Here is a 15868-nt window from a genome sequence, read left to right on the forward strand (position 1 = left end):
GCCCGAAGCCAAACCCGGACAGTTGCGCCGAAAGGAAACCGTTCTGCATAACCGACTTCTTCAGCGGCCTGCTAGAGATAAAACGAAAAATCGGCCCCTTTGGGCACCTTTTCGCATCTGGGCACAGCCTCTGACACAAGGCTCGGCACAACCTCGGCAAAGAGCTGCCCGGAGTCCGAAGTCCTGCCGAGGGTTTCCCTCACCTATCTCTAATGCCGGCCATCGGGCTGTTATTTCCGCCGCCGGTTTCCGGTCTTGGGGCAGCCCGGTGCGGAGGCCCAAAAAAATTCAAAATACTGCAAAATTCCGGTTTCCGTGTTTTTCGCTCCGAACCCAGTTTCTGCCCAAAGCGAAAAGGCTCGCCCGCAGGCTCAAGGCCGCCAGGGATGCCCTCGTCGCCGCAAGGACGGAGCAGGACATACCAATTTCGGCGGAAATCGGGATAGGCATTCTCAAGACGCTGCGCGATCAGGATATCCGCGGCCGTGAGCGCGCGCGTGCCATGGCGTCCGGCGGGTCGATCGAGGATGTGGCCAAGGCCTAGGCCTAGGCCCGTGAAGAGGCGTTTCAGGACGCCCTGCGGGCCGCGATCGCGCTGGCCCAGCATGACCCCCGGGGCCATTCCGTTCCACTTTCCGTGCCGGCTTTTTCCCAGAGAACATCTGGAAAAGGCCCGGGCCGAGGGCATCATGGTCGGCCACGACACGCCCGAAGTCGTGCTGGAGGCGGATCAGGTGGTTGCGCTGATCCGCTGTCTGGAAACGATCCGGGTCAGCTAACCGGGTCGCCGGTGGCCCCGGCCCCCCCGGAAGAAGGGACGTCTTTTCAACGGATAGCAAGATAAGTCGCTCGATCCGGCCGAAAAAGCTCGTAATCGGGGGGCATGTCGCCTACATGGATTGAGCATATCTTATTTTCGGTCCTGTTCTTCACGGCTCAGCTTTCGATCTTCAGCTTTGCCGGGCCGCTGCGCTGTGTGAGCGGCGTCACAGAAGGAATAGCACGATGGCCAATGGCACCGTGAAATGGTTCAACACCACCAAAGGGTTCGGCTTTATCGCCCCGGAAGGCGGTTCGAAGGATGTGTTCGTGCACATCTCGGCGCTGGAACGCGCCGGTATCCGTCAGCTGAATGACGGTCAGGCCGTCACGTTCGATCTGGAACGTGACCGCAACGGCCGGGAATCGGCTGCGAACCTCGCGCTCGCCTGAGATTCGGTTTGACAGGTTCGGAAGGCGGGGTCGGCTTGACGCAGGCCCCGCCTTTGCTTTGCGCGGGCCGCGGTTCGCACGTCCGCGTCATTTACGAAAGACACAACACTTGATCGAAATCCTCGGGGGCAAGCCCCTTTCCTTTGTCATCTCGCCCGGGGGGACGTGCAGACGTTCAGCGCCATCGAACAGGCCCGTTACTGGCTGCGCAACAAATGGCCGGTTTGCGATGCGACACAGGAATGTGCGCCGGATCGGCTTGAAGCCGCCATGGATTGCATGGCATCGGTCGGCACCGCGCGACGGGCGTTCATCCGTGCCGCAAGGACCGCCGGTTTCATCCCCGAAACCCAGACCCTGCAGGCTGCCCGCCCCGTCGCCGCCTGAACCATGTTCCTTCCGCCCGGGTCACACCGGGCCCCAATGCAGTAAAACCCGCCCATGCAGATCGCCAGATCAAGACTTTTCGACGTTCTTCTGGGTTTGTGGACCCTGTTCATCAGCCCGGCGATCCCGGTTCTGATGCGGTTGCGCCGCCCCGACCTGACGCGGGCGGTGATCCGGTTCTGGACCGATGGGATCTTTGGCCTGTCGCGCTGGTTCCTGGGCCTGCGGCTGCGCGAGGAAGGCATTGAAAACAAGCACCTGCATGCCCCATGCCTTTATGTCTGCAATCACCAGTCCGCCTGGGAAACGCTGGCCTTCAACCGCTTGCTGCCCGATGTCACCATCGTCGCCAAGCAGGAACTGGGCCGGATTCCGGTCTTTGGCTGGTTCCTGCGCAACGCCCCGATGATCCTGATCGATCGCGATGCAGGGGCGCGTGCGCTCAAAGGGATGGTCACGGAATCGCAGCGCGAACTGGCGCAGGGCCGGTCGATCCTGATCTTCCCCGAAGGCACCCGCGTCAATGTGGGCGAACAGCGCAAGTTTCAGCCCGGGCTGGTCGCGCTTTATCGCAAGCTGGATCTGCCGGTGGTGCCGGTGGCGCATAATTCGGGCAGCTTCTGGGGCAAGGGCGCCAAGCGCGGCGGCACGATCGTCGTGTCCTATCTGCCGGCGATCCCGCCGGGCCTGCCGGCGGCCGAATTCATGGCCCGGGTCGAAGACCTGGTGAATGCCGAGAAAGAGCGCCTGTCTGCCAGCAGCCCCGACCGGGACTAGACGCCACCGCGTGGGTCAGTTGCCGCCCGCATCGGCCACGCGCACCCCGCCCAGGCGCTGCGCCACCTGCAGGAAGGCGGTGCCGATCGGGGTGGGGCGCAAGCTGTCGTCAACCAGGTTCAGCTTGGGCGTGACGCCGCCCCAGGGGTAGGGGTTGGCCGCGAACCAGGCGTGGCGCTCGACAAAGGGCAGGCGGTCCATCATCCGGATCGACTCTTGCACGAAGGTGGCGTTCTGGGCGTAGCTGACGGCGTCGGGGCGGTTCCAGTCGATCATGCCGAATTCCGTCACCCAGACGGGGCGGCGATATTCGCGATGAACGGCCTCAAGCCAGCGCTTGAAGGCGGCGACATCGCCGTCTTTGGAATAATAATGCACGGCCATGAAATCGACGCGCAGGCCGCGGCGTTCCACCTCATCCATGAAGCGGCGCTGCCAGGACCCGGGGCCAAGCGTGCCGCCACGGGTGGTGGCGGGGCTGCCCAGCCGCAGGCCATAGGCCTGTAACCGGGGCCACAGGTCCGCGGCCTTCTCGACGCTGATCCCGGTCTGGCCCTTGGCGTTCCCGTCGGGTTCGTTGAAACCCAGCAGCGTGCGCACCGGCAGATTGGACCGGATTTTCTTGCCCACATCGCGCGCGCCATGCACCATCGGCACGAATTCCACCCCGCGCGACTGGCCGCCGGGGTGATACATCTGATCCATCCGCCAGTTGTAATACCAGCTGACCCCGGGGCTTTGTTCGATGAATTCCAGCATCGTGTGGCGCGGGTTTTCCCAGGCGCCAAGGCCGATCTTCTGGGCATGGGCAGGCGCGCCGATCATCATGGCAAGGGCCATCGCCATCAATCCCGCAAGTATCTTCCGCACCATCGGCACCTCCGCATGCTGCTGTTTGGCTAGCCTGCGGCGATGGGGAAATTATGGCGCGAATCGGGTGGAAATTTGCATCTTTGGGTTGAATTGGGGCGGGATTGTGATCAGCGCGGGCCGGTCCAGGCATCTGCCGGGTCGGCCAGGGCATAGCTGCGCAGCGCGGGCACGCTGCGGATGGATACGTTCTGATGGCGAACCCGCACCCCCAGCCGGTTCAGCCGGCCAAAGGCGCGCGACAGGCTTTCGGGCTTCATCCCCAGCCGCCCCGCCACCAGCGTCTTTTCAAAGGGCAACAGAACCTCATGCGTCAGGCAATCGGGTGGGCACAGGTCCACCAGAAATTCCGCCAGTCGCTGCGCGCCGTTCTGCACCTTCAGCTGTTCCACCTGGCCGAACATGTCATCGACATGGGCCGAGGTCGCGCGCAGCACCGCCATGGCCACATCAGGGCACAGGCAGCCGGCCTGTTGCAGCACCTCGGCATCGATCAGCAGGATCTGGCAGGGGCTGACCGCCTGGGCCGAGGCCTTGTGGCGTGCGCCCATCAGCACGGGCAGTTCCTCAAAACTGCGGCCCGCGGGCAGAAGCTGCAAGATCGCCTCGGAGCCGTTTGGCGCAATGCGATACAGCTTGACCCATCCCGACAGCACGATGCGCAGCGCCCGGGCCCGTTCGCCCTGCAGAAAGATCGTGGCGCCCCGATCATGGGCGCGCACCCGCGCGCGTGCCAGAAGCCCATCGCGCACCGCAGCCGGAAGCGACCGCAACACGGCGGCGCCACGGGCCGTTCCGATATGTCGATCCTGCATCAGAAGCCACCTTTGCTGTCAGCCTGAGAGAATCATGTCAGACCAGCGTGGCGCTTGCGTTGATGGCAATCAATCAAAAATTCAATTTCAGGTTGTGATGCGTCCTGTTGTTTTGGAAAATTTGCGCCTGTTCCGATCAGCCCGCCGCTGCCGCGCCCGACCAATGTGCCCCCGCAGGCCCGGACAAAAACCCATCCGACAGCCGGCCCCCCGGCACCTGTCCGGCCAGTTCCGCGGCCAGTTCCGCCCCGCTTTTCCGCCCCGCCAGCACCGCCGCATAGCCCCGGCAGATGCCGGTGAAATCGCCGGTCTGCGGCGACAGGCGCAGCGCCGCCACGCCCGCATCGCGCAGGGCCTCGATCTGAAGCGCCATGCTGGCCGTGCTTTGGCTTAGCGTCTGCACCCCGTTCACCACCAGGAATTTCTGCCCGTCGAGCGTATCAACCTCACGCCCGTCGGGGTCTTCGGCACAGACGAACTGGCAATTGTCCTTGGCCCGGTCGTGCAGCCGCGCGTGATAGCAGCGCCCCGAAATCGCCAGCGGCAGCCGCCCGTGGCCCCAGACCTCGACGGAAACGCCCGCCTCGCGTCCCGCCTGCGCCAGCACCGCCACCGATTCCAGCGGCAATTCGGGGGGCAGGCAGATCCGCGTGGCGCCGCGCCCGGCCAGCCACCGCAGCGTGCCCTCGTTATAGACATTGACCATCGGGCCCACCCAGAACGGCGTGCCTTCGGGAATATGGTGCAGCGCGGTCAGGTCGTTGATTTCGACCGCAAGGCCGGTGGCGGCCAGATCGGCGGTCAGCTTGCGTTCGCGTTTCAGCGTAATCAGCGCCAGGCTGGACAGCGCGACCGCCTTGCCCGCGGCTTGCAGGGTTTCCACGGCCTGCGGGATTTCATCCTGCCAGAAGGGCAGGCGCTTGGAACACACCCATTCCCCGATCACCACCCGCGCGACCGGCGCCCGCGCAAGGGCCGCATAGAACCCGCGCACCGCGCCTGCGGTCCAGAAAAAGGGATTCGGTCCGACGGTCAGGTCCATCATCATCTCCATGTCTTGGCATAGGCGCCGGTGGTGGCGGCCTGGCCTTCGGTCAGGCGGGCGAGCGCGCTTTCGGGCAGGGGCTGGCCTGCCGCCTGTGCCTCGACCGCGGCGCGGAACGACCGCACCACCTGCGCCACATAGGCGCGCGATCGTTGCCGCCCCTCGATTTTCAGCGCGGAGACACCGGCCCGGGCCAGTGCCGGGATCAGCTGGGTTGCATCCAGACTGACCGGATCTTCAAAGATGTGGCCGGTCTGTTCGGCGGATGTGAAACAGCCCTTGCACAGCGTCGGATAGGGCGCGGGGGCCCCCTTGGGCGTGCGGTGGATGGTGAACCCGCCCAGCCGCGCGGCCAGTTCCGGGCCTTCCTCGGCATAGGCGACATGGCTTGCGGGGGAACAGACCCCGTTCATGTTGGGCGAACGGCCCGTGGCGTAGGACGACAGCGAACAGCGCCCCTCGGCCATGACGCAGAGGCCCCCGAAGACGAAGACCTCGGTTTCGACGTCGATTTCACGGTTGATCGCGGCGATTTCCTGCACCGACAGGACCCGCGGCAGCACCACGCGGCGCACGCCGAAGGCCTGCGCATACAGGTTGATCGCATCGGGATTTGCGGCGGCGGCCTGCACCGACAGGTGGCGGCGCAGGTTGGGGTGGTGTTCGGCCGTATGCGCCAGAAGCCCAAGATCGGCCAGGATCACCGCATCGGCCCCTGCGGTTTCCGCATCGGCCAGGGCGCGGTGCCAGAGGGGTTCGGCGCCCGCGCGCGGGAAGGTGTTGATCGCCACCAGCACCTTGGCGCCGCGCGCATGGGCAAAGGCCACGCCCTCGGCCAGTTCCTCGCGGCTGAAGTTCAGCCCCGGAAAGTTGCGCGCATTGGTTTCATCGGCAAAACCGCAATAGATCGCATGCGCCCCGGCCTCGACGGCGGCGCGCAGCGCGGCGGGGGTGCCTGCGGGGCAGACAAGTTCCATCATGGCCAATCTCCGGTGGTTTCCATCCTGTGCAGGGCCAGCCCGCTGATCCGTTCGGCCCGCGCCAGCGCCCGGCGCAGGCCGGGGCCCATCGGCCCGGCGGCGGTGGCGATCGTCTCGGTCAGGTCCAGTTCGGCATCGTCGATCGCATTGCGCAGCGCCAGAACCGCCTCGGTATCGCCTTCAATCGTCAGGTCGCGCGAAAAGAACAGCGCATCGCCATCCTCGGCCCCGTGCAGCATCGCCAGAAAGGCGGACAGGGGGCCCGCGATGCGCGCATCATGCGCCGGCAGGCGGTTGCGCCGACAGGCGCGCACCTGTGCCGTGCGCGGCTGCATCAGCAGCGCGAAGGGCAGGTCGGTCGGGTCGATCAGCACGTGCCGGTCCGCATGCGGCCCCAGCCGGCGCAGCATGGCGGGATGGGCCTGCACCAGCTTGCGGGTCAGCGCGCTGAGCATCACCGAAACGGGGGCCAGCGGCAGGGGGGCGGCTGCGCGCGACAAAAGCCACGGCAGGTGGGGCAGGGCGGGGCGGGTATGGGGTGGGGCGGTCTGCATCGGCCTTTTCCTTGGACAGGGCGGTCATAAGACGCCGCAGTCCGGCCAGACTTGACATAGGTCAAGTTGTCGCGCCGAGCCGCCTGCTAGGCCGATGCCCAACCGATGGAGGCCATGATCCGCAGCCTGCCCGCCTTTCCCGATCTGCGCGCTTACCTGGCTTGGGCCGAGGGGCAGGGCGATCTGTTGCGCCTGCCCGACCCGGTGTCGCTGCGCCATGAAATGACGGCGCTGCAACTGGCCTGCCTGCGCCAGAACGGCCCGATCCTGCGATTTGACGGCGCAAAAGGCGCGGATGGCCAGCCCGCGCCGATGCCGGTGATCGGCAATTTGTTCGGCACGCCCGCCCGCGTGGCCGCCGGTCTGGGGCTGGGCCTGGATCAGGTTCCGGCCTTTGGTGAATTCCTGGCGGCCCTGCGCAGCCCCGCCCCGGTTGAAGGCATGCGCGACGCCATGTCGCGCTGGCCGATGCTGCGCGCGGCGCTGTCCACCCGCCCGAAAATTCTGCGCACAGGTCCCGTGCAAGAGGTCGAGGCCGCCCCCGACATGGGCCTGATTCCGGTTCAGACCCCCTGGCCCGAAGATGCCGGGCCGCTGATCACCTGGCCCGTCGTCATCACCCGCCCGCACGGGTCGGATGCCGCGCAGGTCGCGCGTTACAATCTGGGGGTCTATCGCGCGCAGGTGATCGGGCGCGACCGGCTGATCATGCGTTGGCTGGCCCATCGCGGCGGCGCGGCCCATGCCCGGACCTGGATGCAGGCGAACGAACCGATGCCGGTGGCGATTGCGCTGGGCGCCGATCCGGGCACGCTGCTGGCCGCCGCGCTGCCCTTGCCCGAAACCGTGTCGGAACTGACCTTTTCCGGTGTGCTGCGGGGCGCGCGCGCCGAGCTGGTGCCCGCGCGCACCGTGCCGCTGATGGTGCCGGCGCGGGCCGAGATCATCCTGGAAGGCTGGGTCCACCCCGGCGAGACCGCGCCCGAAGGCCCCTTTGGCGATCACACCGGCTATTACAACGCGGTCGAGCCCTTCCCGGTGATGCGCCTGTCGGCGATCACGCATCGGCGCGATCCGCTGTATCTGACCACTGTGACAGGCCGCCCGCCTGACGAACCCGCCGTCATCGGCGAGGTGTTCAATGATCTGGCCCTGCCGGTGATCCGCGCCCAGATCCCCGAGGTGGCGGACCTGTGGCTGCCGCCCGCCGCCTGTTCCTATCGCATCGCGGTGGTGTCGATCCGCAAACGCTATCCGGGGCAGGCGCGGCGGGTGATGATGGCGCTGTGGGGGATGCTGGCGCAGTTCAGCTATACCAAGATGGTGATCGTGGTGGATGACGATATTAATCCGCGCGACTGGGACGATGTCGCCTGGGCGCTGGCGACCCGCATGGACCCCGCGCGCGACACGCTGGTGATCGACGGCACGCCGATGGACTACCTGGATTTCGCCTCGCCGCGCGAGGGGCTGGCGGGCAAGATCGGCATCGACGCCACCACCAAGATCGGCACGGAAACCACGCGCGACTGGGGCAAGGTGATGGCGCTGGACCCCGCGCATGAGGCGCTGGCCGCGCAGATCCTGGCGCGCCACCTGCCGGGGGCGGGGGCATGAGCGCGCGTGTGGTGCTGGGCGTTTCGGGCGCATCCGGCGCGGCGCTGGCGCTGGATTGCGCGCGGGCGCTGGTGCGCGCGGGGGCGGCGGTGGACCTGGTGCTGTCGGCCATGGCCGAACGGACGCTGGACCTGGAAATCGGCCCCGGCGCGCGGGATGAGCTGGTGGGGCTGTGCGATGGCCACCATCCTGTGGTCGATCTGGGCGCGGCCATCGCCTCGGGGTCGTTCCCGGTGGCGGGGATGATCGTCGCGCCCTGTTCGATGCGCAGCCTTGCGGCAATCGCCCACGGGCTGGACGACAACCTTTTGACGCGCGCGGCCAGTGTGCAGCTGAAGGAACGCCGCCCGCTGATCCTGCTGGCGCGCGAGGCGCCGCTGACGCTGGCGCATCTGCGCAACATGACGGCGGCGACCGAAATGGGGGCGGTGATTCTGCCGCCCGTCCCGGCCTTTTACCTGAAGCCGGTAAGTGTGACCGAGGTCACCGCCCAGATCGCGGCGCGCGCGGTCGATCTGCTGCGCCTTGGCCCGCCGCAGGCCGCCGCCTGGACCCCCTAGCGCTTTTTCTGCAAGATCATCTGGGTTTGCGTCACGATCGCGGCCACCTTGCCATCGCCGCGCAGGATCGTGGTCTGCCAGACCATGGTCGAACGCCCCTTGTGCAGCGCCGTGCAGATGCCGCGCAGCGTATCGCCCGGTTCCACCGCGCGGAAGAAGTTGGTCTTGCTTTCAATCGTCGTCGTGCCTTCGCCCGCGCCCAGGTTCAGGAAGGTCGCGGTGCCGCCCAGATTGTCGGCGAAGGCCATCGCCGCGCCGCCATGCAGTACGCCGTTGCGGTTCAGCAGATCGGGGGCCACGGTCATCTCGGCCTCGACCCGGTCGGGGGTGGCGCTGGTGATGCGCAGGCCGATCAGGCGCGCGAAGGGGGGCTGATCGGCGGCAATCGCGGCGATCGGGTCGGTGTCTTGCATCGGCTGTCCTTTCTGTCCGTGGCGGGGCATGGCTAGCAGACCCGGGCCGGGCAGGCACGGGAAAATCGTCCCCGTTCCTTGCATCCCGGCGGCCCACCGTGCCGCGGCGCACAGGCGATGCGCGTGATCCGCCCTAGGGAAACCGGCGCCTTGGGCTTACCTTGGGCACAGCAAAGGAGAGCGACATGAGCTGGAACCCCGCCCTGGACCCCGATCTGCCCAAAGGCGATGCCGTCGATGCGATCGCGGTGGAAATCGTGCCCCGCGCCCGCGACATCGGCGGCTTTGCGGTACGCCGCGCGCTGCCCTCGGTCAAGCGCCAGATGGTCGGCCCCTTCATCTTCTTCGACCAGATGGGCCCGGCCGAATTCCTGACCGGGCAGGGGCTGGACGTGCGCCCCCATCCCCATATCGGACTGGCCACCGTCACCTATCTGCTGCAGGGCCGCCTGCATCACCGCGACAGCCTGGGCACGGATCAGTGGATCACGCCGGGCGCGGTCAACTGGATGACGGCGGGCCATGGCATCACCCATTCCGAACGCACCGATGGCCCGGTGCGCCAGACCGGGCAGACCCTGTTCGGCATCCAGACCTGGGTGGCGCTGCCCAAGGATGCCGAGGATGATGCGCCCGCTTTCACCCACCTGGCCGCGCCCGACCTGCCGGTGCTTGAGGCCGAGGGCAAGCGCGTGCGGCTGATGCTGGGCGAGGCCTGGGGCGCGCGTGCGCCGCTGCCGCTGCCGTCGGAACTGTTTTATGCCGATGCGGAACTGGCCCCGGGCGCGGGCCTGCCCCTGCCGGACAATCACGAGGATCGCGGGGTCTATGTCTTGTCGGGCAGCCTGCGGGTGGCCGGGCAGGATTTCGAACCGGGCCGGATGCTGATCTTCCGCCCCGGCGACCGGATTTCCATTCACGCCGGGGCGCAGGGCGCGCGGGTGATGGTGCTGGGGGGCGCGACGCTGGAAGGGCCGCGCTATATCTGGTGGAATTTCGTCGCCTCATCGCGCGAACGGATCGAGGCCGCGAAAGAGGCCTGGCGCGCCGGCGACTGGGCGCATGGCCGCTTTCGCCTGCCGCCGGGGGATGCGGATGAATTCATCCCGGCCCCGGATCGCTAGGCCCAAATTCCGGGTCTGAAGGGGGTGGGCAAAAAACCTGCCCGGGGGGATGCGCTTTTTTCGCGCCGGGCCATTGACGCCGCCGCCCGGGCTGCGTAATACGCTCCTCACGTTCGGGCGGCGATCCGGGCGGGTTACGCGGTTGTAGCTCAGTTGGTTAGAGTACCGGCCTGTCACGCCGGGGGTCGCGGGTTCGAGCCCCGTCAACCGCGCCACCGCCCCGGATCGCCCGAACGTGAAAAGATCGCGCGGTTGTAGCTCAGTCGGTTAGAGTACCGGCCTGTCACGCCGGGGGTCGCGGGTTCGAGCCCCGTCAACCGCGCCACTTTTTCCGAAAGGTTCCCATGCTTCGTCGTCTCTATGACCGCATCGGCCTGTTTGAGGCCGCGATCGTGGCGCTGACGCTGGGCCTTGCGCCTTTCACGCCCGAACCTCATGTCTGGCAAAAGCTGAAAATGCTGGCCGCAGGCGCGCTGACGCGTCCCATCGACATTTTCGATCTGCTGATGCACGGGCTGCCCTGGCTGCTGCTGGGCGCCAAGATCTGGGACAGACTGCGCGCCCGCGCCTGACGCCAGGGTGCGCGCCCGGCTTGCACCCCGCGCGCGCGGGCCGTTATAGGGGGACAGTTTTCCCAAGGGGGCGCGCCATGACCAGCACCGAATCCATGACCCAGACCGAAGGCGCGGGCGAAACCGCCGAGTCGCTGATTGATCGCATGGGCGCGCAGGCCCGCGCCGCCGCGACCGATCTGGGCTTTGCCCCGGCCGAGCAGCGCGCCCGGGCGCTGCAGATCGCCGCCGATACGCTGGATGCGCGCCGCGCCGCGGTCATTGCCGCCAATGCCCGCGATCTGGATTTTGGCCGCGACAAGGGGCTCAGCCCCGCGATGATGGATCGGCTGATGCTGGACGACAAACGCATCGACGGCATCGTCGCGGGCCTGCGGGCGGTGGCGGCGCAACCCGATCCGCTGGGTGCGGTGATCGCGGAATGGGACATGCCCTCGGGCCTGCATATCCAGCGCGTGCGCACGCCCTTGGGGGTGATCGGCGTGATCTACGAATCGCGCCCCAATGTGACGGCGGATGCCGGGGCGCTGTGCCTGAAATCGGGCAATGCGGTGATCCTGCGGGGCGGGTCGGAAAGCTTCCATTCCTCGGCCGCGATCCATGCCTGCATGGTTGAAGGCCTGCGCGCCGCCGGCCTGCCCGAGGCGGCGATCCAGCTGGTGCCCACGCGCGACCGCGCGGCGGTGGCGGCGATGCTGCGCGCGGTCAACCACATCGACGTGATCGTGCCGCGCGGCGGCAAGGGGCTGGTCGGTCTGGTGCAATCCGAGGCGCGGGTGCCGGTCTTCGCCCATCTGGAAGGCATCTGCCACGTCTATGCCGATGGCGCCGCCGATCTGGACAAGGCCCGCCGCGTGGTGCTGAACGCAAAAACCCGGCGCACCGGCATCTGCGGGGCGGCCGAATGCCTGCTGATCGACCGCGCCTTCTATGCCCGCCACGGCGCGGTGCTGATCGAGGATCTGCTGAAAGCCGGTGTCGAGGTCCGGGCCGAAGGCGAATTGGCGCAGATCCCCGGCACGGTTCCGGCCAAACCGGACGATTTCGGCCAGGAATTTCTGGATTCGATCATCGCCGCTAAGCTGGTCGATGGTGTGGACGGTGCGATCGCCCATATCCGCCGCTATGGCTCCAGCCACACCGAATCGATCCTGACCGAGGATGACGCGGTGGCCGAACGCTTCTTCACCCGGCTCGACAGCGCGATCCTGATGCGCAACGCCTCGACCCAGTTTGCGGATGGCGGCGAATTCGGCATGGGGGCGGAAATCGGCATCGCCACGGGCAAGCTGCATGCGCGCGGGCCGGTGGGGGCGGAACAGCTGACCTCGTTCAACTATCGCGTGACCGGCGACGGCACGATCCGCGCCTGACCCTTTTGGCTTTGTGAAAATATCCCGGGGGGCGGTCACGGGCCGCCCTTGGCGGCGCGTGGCCCGGGGGGCAGTGCCCCCCGCGCCGCGGCGACACCCGCCGCGTCAGAAGGTGATCCTTGCCCCGGTCTCGGCCACATCCCAGGCGATCCGGCGGCCCTGGCGCGCGGCCTCCAGCGGCAGCAGGGCGAATTGCACCTGCGCGGGGCTGACCGCGCCGTCGCCGCCTTCAAGCTGCGCCCATAGCGCGGGATCGGGCTTGGTGCGCCGCGCCTCGGCCACCAGATCCCACCGTCCCCGGGTTTCCTGGATGCGGATGGTCCCGCCCCAGGGCAGGGCGCTTTCCAGGCACAGAACCCCCAGGAAACACAGCTTGACCGCCAGCCGCGCCTGATCGCCCGGCGCCAGCCATTCGATTTTCAGCCGCCCGCCGCTTTCCACATCGGCCAGCAGCGCCGCGATCTCGGGCTGGCCCAGCCGCTGGCCCGCGCCCGCCTGGCCAAAGGCCACGCGAAAGAACTTCAGCCGGGCCGAGGCGCTGGCCACGCTTTGCGCGATCAGCTGCAATTCGGGGCTCATGCCCGCGCCCGACATGGCCAGCAATTCGACCCCATTGCCGATGGCGCCCAACGGGCTGATAAGGTCATGACACAGACGCGATCCGACCAGGGCGACCAGATCGGCGGGCAGGACAGGGTCTGGGGTCTCAGGGGGCATGGATCTATCCGCAGATGGGGGCGCGATGAACGAATTTCTGGAACCGGGCATGATGGTGCGCAACCCTCTGGCCCCCGATTGGGGCCTGGGTCAAGTGCAGTCGCGCATCGGCGATCGGATCACGGTGAATTTCGAACATGCGGGCAAACAGGTGATTGACGGGCGCCGGGTGGCGCTTGAACTTGTGATGCCGGATCAAAGTTAACAAACCCTTTACGCCGCATCTCGCGCCGCAGGGGGCAAGCTGATGCCCCGCCCGCGCCGCCCGCTTTCGGTTGCAATGCGCCGGGGCCTTGCCTACAAACCGCCAAATGTCCGTGCGGGCCGGTGACGACAGCAGATGACACCCGATACCTCTTGTTTCGAGATCCGCCTTGCGCAGGCGCCGGGCGACCTGATGGCGGCGCAGCGGCTGCGCTATGCGGTTTTCGTTGAAGAACTGGGCGCCTCGGGGCCGATGGTCGACCATGCGGCGCGGCTGGAACGCGATGACTTCGACCCGGTCTATGACCACCTGATCCTGGTTGATACGCGTCGCGACGCCGCGGCGCTGGATCATGTTGTGGGGGTCTACCGTCTGCTGCCCTCGGACCGGGCCGCGGCCTTCGGGCGGTTTTACTGCGACAGCGAATATGATCTGACCCGCCTGCGCGCCTCGGGGCGGCGGCTGCTGGAACTGGGCCGGTCCTGCGTGCATCCCGATTACCGGGGCGGGGCGGCGATGTTCCTGCTGTGGAACGCCTTGGCGCAATATGTGCTGGACCACGGGATCGAGGTGCTGTTCGGCGTGGCCTCGTTCCACGGCACCGATCCGCAGGCGCTGGCCGCGCCGCTGTCCTGGCTGCACCACCACCACCTGGCGCCCGAACCGATCCGCCCGCGCGCCTTGCCCGATCATTTCCAGCGCATGGACCTGATCCCCGCCGACCGTCTGGACCGGCGCGCGGCGATGCAGCAGATGCCCGCGCTGATCAAGGCCTATCTGCGGCTGGGTGGCTTTGTCGGCGAAGGCGCCTATATTGATCATGATTTCAACACGATTGATGTGCTTCTTCTGATGGACACCACCGCCATGAGCGCGCGTCACCGCGAATTCTACACCCGCCGCCATGAGGGCCGGGCTTGAGCACCTGGCGCGATGCCGCCCCCCCCGATCTGCCGCGTCCGGGCCCGGGGGGCCTGGTGCGCGGGGCGTTGCGCGGCGCGGCGCTGGTGACGGTCGTCTATGGCGGGCTGGTGCTGCTGCTGTTGCTGCGGCTGATCGAGCGTCCGCTGCACGGGCTGAACCGACCCTGGACCCCGCGGATCACCCGGGCGGTCTGCCGCGCGGCCTTTCCGATCATGGGGATGGGGTTTCGCGTCACCGGCACGCCGATGACCCATATCGGCGCGGTCGTGGCCAACCATGCCTCATGGCTGGATATCTTCGCGCTGAACGCCTGCCAAAGTGTCTATTTCGTCTCCAAGGCCGAGGTTGCCGACTGGCCCGGCATCGGCTGGCTGGCACGGGCCACCGGCACGCTGTTCATCCGCCGCGACCCGAAAGAGGCCCGCGCCCAGCAGCAGCTCATGGAAGACCGCATCCGCGCTGGCCATCACCTGCTGTTCTTTCCCGAGGGCACCTCAACCGACGGGCGCCGGGTGCTGCCGTTCAAGCCGACGCTGTTTCAGGCCTTCTATACCCACGGCCTGGACCGGGTGATGCAGATCCAGCCGGTCAGCGTGGTCTATCACGCCCCGCCCGGCGCGGACCCGCGGTTCTATGGCTGGTGGGGCGATATGGCGCTGGGGCCGCATCTGCTTGCGGTGCTGGCGCGCCGTCCGCAGGGGCGGGTCGAGGTGATCTTCCATCCCCCGCTTGACGTGGCCGATTTCCCCACACGCAAGGCGCTGGCGGCGGCCTGTGAGGCCCGCGTGCGCGCCGCCTTTCCCGTGGCGCACTGACCGGATGCAACCCTTGGAAGAGAGGCTTTGAAAATTTCTCTTTTTGATTGTCTGATTCTGTGTCTAATATGAAGGACATCAATCCTGCGTGATACACGCTTCACATTTTGGGGAATGTGGACCGATGACAACGACAGATCACGACGGCCTGTCCGGCAAAGGGACGGGATCAGGCCGGCCCTGGCGCATGCCGGGCCTGACCATCGCGGTTCCGACCTGGCGCCTTCTGGGTATCAGCCGCGCACCTGCCATCCGCGGCGATGACCGTCAGGTCACCCGCGAACAGATCCGCGAACTGTTTTCCCGGGAACTGTCCAACGGCCCCGAAGCGGCCGCATCGACCGGATTCTGGTCGCGCATGGGGCGCCCGCGCGGCTAAGCCTGCATCAATCGGTCATCCGCACACGGCGGCGCAGGTCGGCCAGAACGAACAACCGCAAGGCCGTGGCCAGCCCCGTTTCGGGCGCGCGCGCGGCATCGATGGTGCTGGCCAGCTCATTCAACCCCTTGCCTTCGCGCACGGCAATCTCGCGGAAGGCCTGCCAGAATTCATCCTCCAGCGACACGCTGGTCCGGTGTCCGCCCAGCGTCAACGACCGCTTGACCGGCCGGCTCATTCAGCCTCATCGCGCCGATGCGCCTCCCAAAGCCGCTCGGCGCGTTCGGCCTCATCCGCCTCGCGCTCCCGCTCGGCCTTGCTGCGCCCGAATTTCGCAGCATTCACATCCGCCTGCGCGCGCTTTTTCGCGCGGTTCTGCTGCTTGCGAAACTGATTGAGGTTGGTGATCTTCGCCATCATTCCATAATGCCACGCCGGCCGGATCAAGAAAAGGTCCCAGACCTCCGCTGGCCCCCAGACCCGATCCGGCTTTCATCTTGCCCGAAATACCTCGGGGGGTGAATTTGCG

Annotated in this window: 23 protein-coding genes and 2 tRNA genes; 15 read left to right on the forward strand and 10 right to left on the reverse strand. The window is 67.1% G+C overall.

All coding sequences use genetic code 11. The features are described from left to right. Positions 1-199 precede the first annotated feature (199 nt). On the reverse strand, positions 200-607 hold the full coding sequence (locus MXB90_RS15170) for a hypothetical protein (RefSeq protein ID WP_250046258.1): 408 nt from the start codon (positions 605-607) through the stop codon (positions 200-202). Here MXB90_RS15170 and MXB90_RS15175 point away from each other — a divergent pair. From MXB90_RS15175 to MXB90_RS15190, 4 genes are all read left to right on the forward strand, one after another. Beyond that, complete coding sequence (locus MXB90_RS15175; protein WP_250046259.1) at positions 606-779, forward strand: hypothetical protein; 174 nt, start codon at positions 606-608, stop codon at positions 777-779. The genes MXB90_RS15170 and MXB90_RS15175 overlap by 2 nt on opposite strands. Before the next feature lie 226 nt (positions 780-1005). Beyond that, positions 1006-1212, forward strand: a complete 207-nt coding sequence (locus MXB90_RS15180) for a cold-shock protein (RefSeq protein WP_250046260.1) — start codon at positions 1006-1008, stop codon at positions 1210-1212. Positions 1213-1377: 165 nt separating this feature from the next. After that, positions 1378-1599: a DUF982 domain-containing protein gene (locus MXB90_RS15185; protein WP_349665919.1), complete on the forward strand. Its 222-nt coding sequence runs from the start codon at positions 1378-1380 to the stop codon at positions 1597-1599. A gap of 54 nt (positions 1600-1653) precedes the next feature. After that, positions 1654-2376 (forward strand): lysophospholipid acyltransferase family protein, encoded by a 723-nt coding sequence (locus tag MXB90_RS15190; protein WP_250046261.1) that lies wholly within the window; start codon positions 1654-1656, stop codon positions 2374-2376. 15 nt (positions 2377-2391) lie between these two features. On the opposite strand, the gene MXB90_RS15195 is transcribed toward MXB90_RS15190, so the two are convergent. The 5 genes from MXB90_RS15195 to ubiT all read right to left on the reverse strand — a co-directional run bounded on the left by MXB90_RS15195 (position 2392) and on the right by ubiT (position 6640). Beyond that, a complete protein-coding gene (locus MXB90_RS15195; protein WP_250046262.1) occupies positions 2392-3249 on the reverse strand; it encodes a glycosyl hydrolase in 858 nt (285 codons plus the stop codon). Between the two features lie 107 nt (positions 3250-3356). Next, complete coding sequence (locus MXB90_RS15200; RefSeq protein ID WP_250046263.1) at positions 3357-4061, reverse strand: Crp/Fnr family transcriptional regulator; 705 nt, start codon at positions 4059-4061, stop codon at positions 3357-3359. Between the two features lie 136 nt (positions 4062-4197). Next, positions 4198-5103, reverse strand: a complete 906-nt coding sequence (gene ubiV / locus MXB90_RS15205) for a ubiquinone anaerobic biosynthesis protein UbiV (RefSeq protein ID WP_250046268.1) — start codon at positions 5101-5103, stop codon at positions 4198-4200. 2 nt (positions 5104-5105) lie between these two features. Further along, the gene (gene ubiU, locus MXB90_RS15210) at positions 5106-6083 is read right to left on the reverse strand and encodes a ubiquinone anaerobic biosynthesis protein UbiU (RefSeq protein ID WP_250046306.1); all 978 of its coding nucleotides are present in this window, start codon (positions 6081-6083) and stop codon (positions 5106-5108) included. Further along, the gene (ubiT, locus tag MXB90_RS15215; protein ID WP_250046269.1) at positions 6083-6640 is read right to left on the reverse strand and encodes a ubiquinone anaerobic biosynthesis accessory factor UbiT; all 558 of its coding nucleotides are present in this window, start codon (positions 6638-6640) and stop codon (positions 6083-6085) included. The genes ubiU and ubiT overlap by 1 nt, the downstream gene beginning before the upstream one ends. Positions 6641-6757: 117 nt before the next feature. Between ubiT and MXB90_RS15220 the strand changes: the two genes are divergently transcribed. Together MXB90_RS15220 and MXB90_RS15225 are read left to right on the forward strand one after the other, a co-directional pair. Beyond that, positions 6758-8257: a UbiD family decarboxylase gene (locus tag MXB90_RS15220; protein ID WP_250046307.1), complete on the forward strand. Its 1500-nt coding sequence runs from the start codon at positions 6758-6760 to the stop codon at positions 8255-8257. Beyond that, the gene (locus MXB90_RS15225; protein WP_250046271.1) at positions 8254-8817 is read left to right on the forward strand and encodes a UbiX family flavin prenyltransferase; all 564 of its coding nucleotides are present in this window, start codon (positions 8254-8256) and stop codon (positions 8815-8817) included. Before MXB90_RS15220 ends, MXB90_RS15225 begins: the two co-directional genes overlap by 4 nt. On the opposite strand, the gene MXB90_RS15230 is transcribed toward MXB90_RS15225, so the two are convergent. Continuing rightward, a complete protein-coding gene (locus MXB90_RS15230) occupies positions 8814-9230 on the reverse strand; it encodes a PaaI family thioesterase (protein ID WP_250046273.1) in 417 nt (138 codons plus the stop codon). The two genes, MXB90_RS15225 and MXB90_RS15230, sit on opposite strands and share 4 nt — an antisense overlap. Positions 9231-9415: 185 nt before the next feature. Between MXB90_RS15230 and MXB90_RS15235 the strand changes: the two genes are divergently transcribed. From MXB90_RS15235 to MXB90_RS15255, 5 genes are all read left to right on the forward strand, one after another. Continuing rightward, the gene (locus tag MXB90_RS15235) at positions 9416-10354 is read left to right on the forward strand and encodes a pirin family protein (RefSeq protein WP_250046275.1); all 939 of its coding nucleotides are present in this window, start codon (positions 9416-9418) and stop codon (positions 10352-10354) included. Positions 10355-10492: 138 nt separating this feature from the next. Then, positions 10493-10569: transfer RNA gene (locus MXB90_RS15240), tRNA-Asp, on the forward strand. A 33-nt stretch (positions 10570-10602) separates the two neighbouring features. Next, positions 10603-10679: transfer RNA gene (locus tag MXB90_RS15245), tRNA-Asp, on the forward strand. A gap of 19 nt (positions 10680-10698) precedes the next feature. Then, positions 10699-10926: an RND transporter gene (locus MXB90_RS15250; RefSeq protein ID WP_250046276.1), complete on the forward strand. Its 228-nt coding sequence runs from the start codon at positions 10699-10701 to the stop codon at positions 10924-10926. Positions 10927-11021: 95 nt separating this feature from the next. After that, a complete protein-coding gene (locus MXB90_RS15255) occupies positions 11022-12299 on the forward strand; it encodes a glutamate-5-semialdehyde dehydrogenase (protein ID WP_250046308.1) in 1278 nt (425 codons plus the stop codon). Between the two features lie 105 nt (positions 12300-12404). Here the strand turns inward: MXB90_RS15255 and MXB90_RS15260 are convergent, their stop codons facing one another. After that, positions 12405-13016, reverse strand: coding sequence for a histidine phosphotransferase family protein (locus MXB90_RS15260; RefSeq protein ID WP_250046278.1), 612 nt, complete (start codon positions 13014-13016; stop codon positions 12405-12407). Between the two features lie 25 nt (positions 13017-13041). On the opposite strand from MXB90_RS15260, the gene MXB90_RS15265 reads away from it, so the two are divergent. From MXB90_RS15265 to MXB90_RS15280, 4 genes are all read left to right on the forward strand, one after another. Further along, the gene (locus MXB90_RS15265) at positions 13042-13221 is read left to right on the forward strand and encodes a DUF3553 domain-containing protein (protein WP_250046279.1); all 180 of its coding nucleotides are present in this window, start codon (positions 13042-13044) and stop codon (positions 13219-13221) included. 135 nt (positions 13222-13356) lie between these two features. Further along, positions 13357-14142: an L-ornithine N(alpha)-acyltransferase gene (gene olsB, locus MXB90_RS15270; protein ID WP_250046281.1), complete on the forward strand. Its 786-nt coding sequence runs from the start codon at positions 13357-13359 to the stop codon at positions 14140-14142. Continuing rightward, the gene (gene olsA / locus MXB90_RS15275) at positions 14139-14960 is read left to right on the forward strand and encodes a lyso-ornithine lipid O-acyltransferase (protein WP_462982313.1); all 822 of its coding nucleotides are present in this window, start codon (positions 14139-14141) and stop codon (positions 14958-14960) included. The genes olsB and olsA overlap by 4 nt, the downstream gene beginning before the upstream one ends. Positions 14961-15084: 124 nt before the next feature. Continuing rightward, positions 15085-15339: a hypothetical protein gene (locus tag MXB90_RS15280; protein ID WP_250046283.1), complete on the forward strand. Its 255-nt coding sequence runs from the start codon at positions 15085-15087 to the stop codon at positions 15337-15339. Between the two features lie 7 nt (positions 15340-15346). Here the strand turns inward: MXB90_RS15280 and MXB90_RS15285 are convergent, their stop codons facing one another. Both MXB90_RS15285 and MXB90_RS15290 read right to left on the reverse strand, forming a co-directional pair. After that, the gene (locus MXB90_RS15285) at positions 15347-15577 is read right to left on the reverse strand and encodes a ribbon-helix-helix domain-containing protein (protein ID WP_250046285.1); all 231 of its coding nucleotides are present in this window, start codon (positions 15575-15577) and stop codon (positions 15347-15349) included. Continuing rightward, positions 15574-15756: a DUF4169 family protein gene (locus tag MXB90_RS15290; protein WP_250046291.1), complete on the reverse strand. Its 183-nt coding sequence runs from the start codon at positions 15754-15756 to the stop codon at positions 15574-15576. The genes MXB90_RS15285 and MXB90_RS15290 overlap by 4 nt, the downstream gene beginning before the upstream one ends. Between the last annotated feature and the right edge of the window lie 112 nt (positions 15757-15868).

This window comes from Phaeovulum molybdatiresistens, from assembly GCF_023544865.1.
Classification (GTDB): Bacteria; Pseudomonadota; Alphaproteobacteria; order Rhodobacterales; family Rhodobacteraceae; genus Pontitalea.

What these genes read in the sequence shown, in the direction of transcription:
- MXB90_RS15255 (WP_250046308.1), top strand. Translation starts at nt 11,022, where the DNA reads ATGACCCAGACCGAAGGCGCGGGCGAAACCGCCGAGTCGCTGATTGAT.
- MXB90_RS15190 (WP_250046261.1), top strand. Translation starts at nt 1,654, where the DNA reads ATGCAGATCGCCAGATCAAGACTTTTCGACGTTCTTCTGGGTTTGTGG.
- ubiV (WP_250046268.1), bottom strand. Translation starts at nt 5,103, where the DNA reads ATGGACCTGACCGTCGGACCGAATCCCTTTTTCTGGACCGCAGGCGCG.
- MXB90_RS15175 (WP_250046259.1), top strand. Translation starts at nt 606, where the DNA reads ATGACCCCCGGGGCCATTCCGTTCCACTTTCCGTGCCGGCTTTTTCCC.
- MXB90_RS15200 (WP_250046263.1), bottom strand. Translation starts at nt 4,061, where the DNA reads ATGCAGGATCGACATATCGGAACGGCCCGTGGCGCCGCCGTGTTGCGG.
- MXB90_RS15225 (WP_250046271.1), top strand. Translation starts at nt 8,254, where the DNA reads ATGAGCGCGCGTGTGGTGCTGGGCGTTTCGGGCGCATCCGGCGCGGCG.
- ubiT (WP_250046269.1), bottom strand. Translation starts at nt 6,640, where the DNA reads ATGCAGACCGCCCCACCCCATACCCGCCCCGCCCTGCCCCACCTGCCG.
- MXB90_RS15290 (WP_250046291.1), bottom strand. Translation starts at nt 15,756, where the DNA reads ATGGCGAAGATCACCAACCTCAATCAGTTTCGCAAGCAGCAGAACCGC.
- MXB90_RS15280 (WP_250046283.1), top strand. Translation starts at nt 15,085, where the DNA reads ATGACAACGACAGATCACGACGGCCTGTCCGGCAAAGGGACGGGATCA.
- MXB90_RS15250 (WP_250046276.1), top strand. Translation starts at nt 10,699, where the DNA reads ATGCTTCGTCGTCTCTATGACCGCATCGGCCTGTTTGAGGCCGCGATC.
- MXB90_RS15180 (WP_250046260.1), top strand. Translation starts at nt 1,006, where the DNA reads ATGGCCAATGGCACCGTGAAATGGTTCAACACCACCAAAGGGTTCGGC.
- olsB (WP_250046281.1), top strand. Translation starts at nt 13,357, where the DNA reads ATGACACCCGATACCTCTTGTTTCGAGATCCGCCTTGCGCAGGCGCCG.
- MXB90_RS15285 (WP_250046285.1), bottom strand. Translation starts at nt 15,577, where the DNA reads ATGAGCCGGCCGGTCAAGCGGTCGTTGACGCTGGGCGGACACCGGACC.
- MXB90_RS15265 (WP_250046279.1), top strand. Translation starts at nt 13,042, where the DNA reads ATGAACGAATTTCTGGAACCGGGCATGATGGTGCGCAACCCTCTGGCC.
- MXB90_RS15195 (WP_250046262.1), bottom strand. Translation starts at nt 3,249, where the DNA reads ATGGTGCGGAAGATACTTGCGGGATTGATGGCGATGGCCCTTGCCATG.
- MXB90_RS15230 (WP_250046273.1), bottom strand. Translation starts at nt 9,230, where the DNA reads ATGCAAGACACCGACCCGATCGCCGCGATTGCCGCCGATCAGCCCCCC.
- MXB90_RS15235 (WP_250046275.1), top strand. Translation starts at nt 9,416, where the DNA reads ATGAGCTGGAACCCCGCCCTGGACCCCGATCTGCCCAAAGGCGATGCC.
- MXB90_RS15170 (WP_250046258.1), bottom strand. Translation starts at nt 607, where the DNA reads ATGCTGGGCCAGCGCGATCGCGGCCCGCAGGGCGTCCTGAAACGCCTC.
- MXB90_RS15260 (WP_250046278.1), bottom strand. Translation starts at nt 13,016, where the DNA reads ATGCCCCCTGAGACCCCAGACCCTGTCCTGCCCGCCGATCTGGTCGCC.
- ubiU (WP_250046306.1), bottom strand. Translation starts at nt 6,083, where the DNA reads ATGGAACTTGTCTGCCCCGCAGGCACCCCCGCCGCGCTGCGCGCCGCC.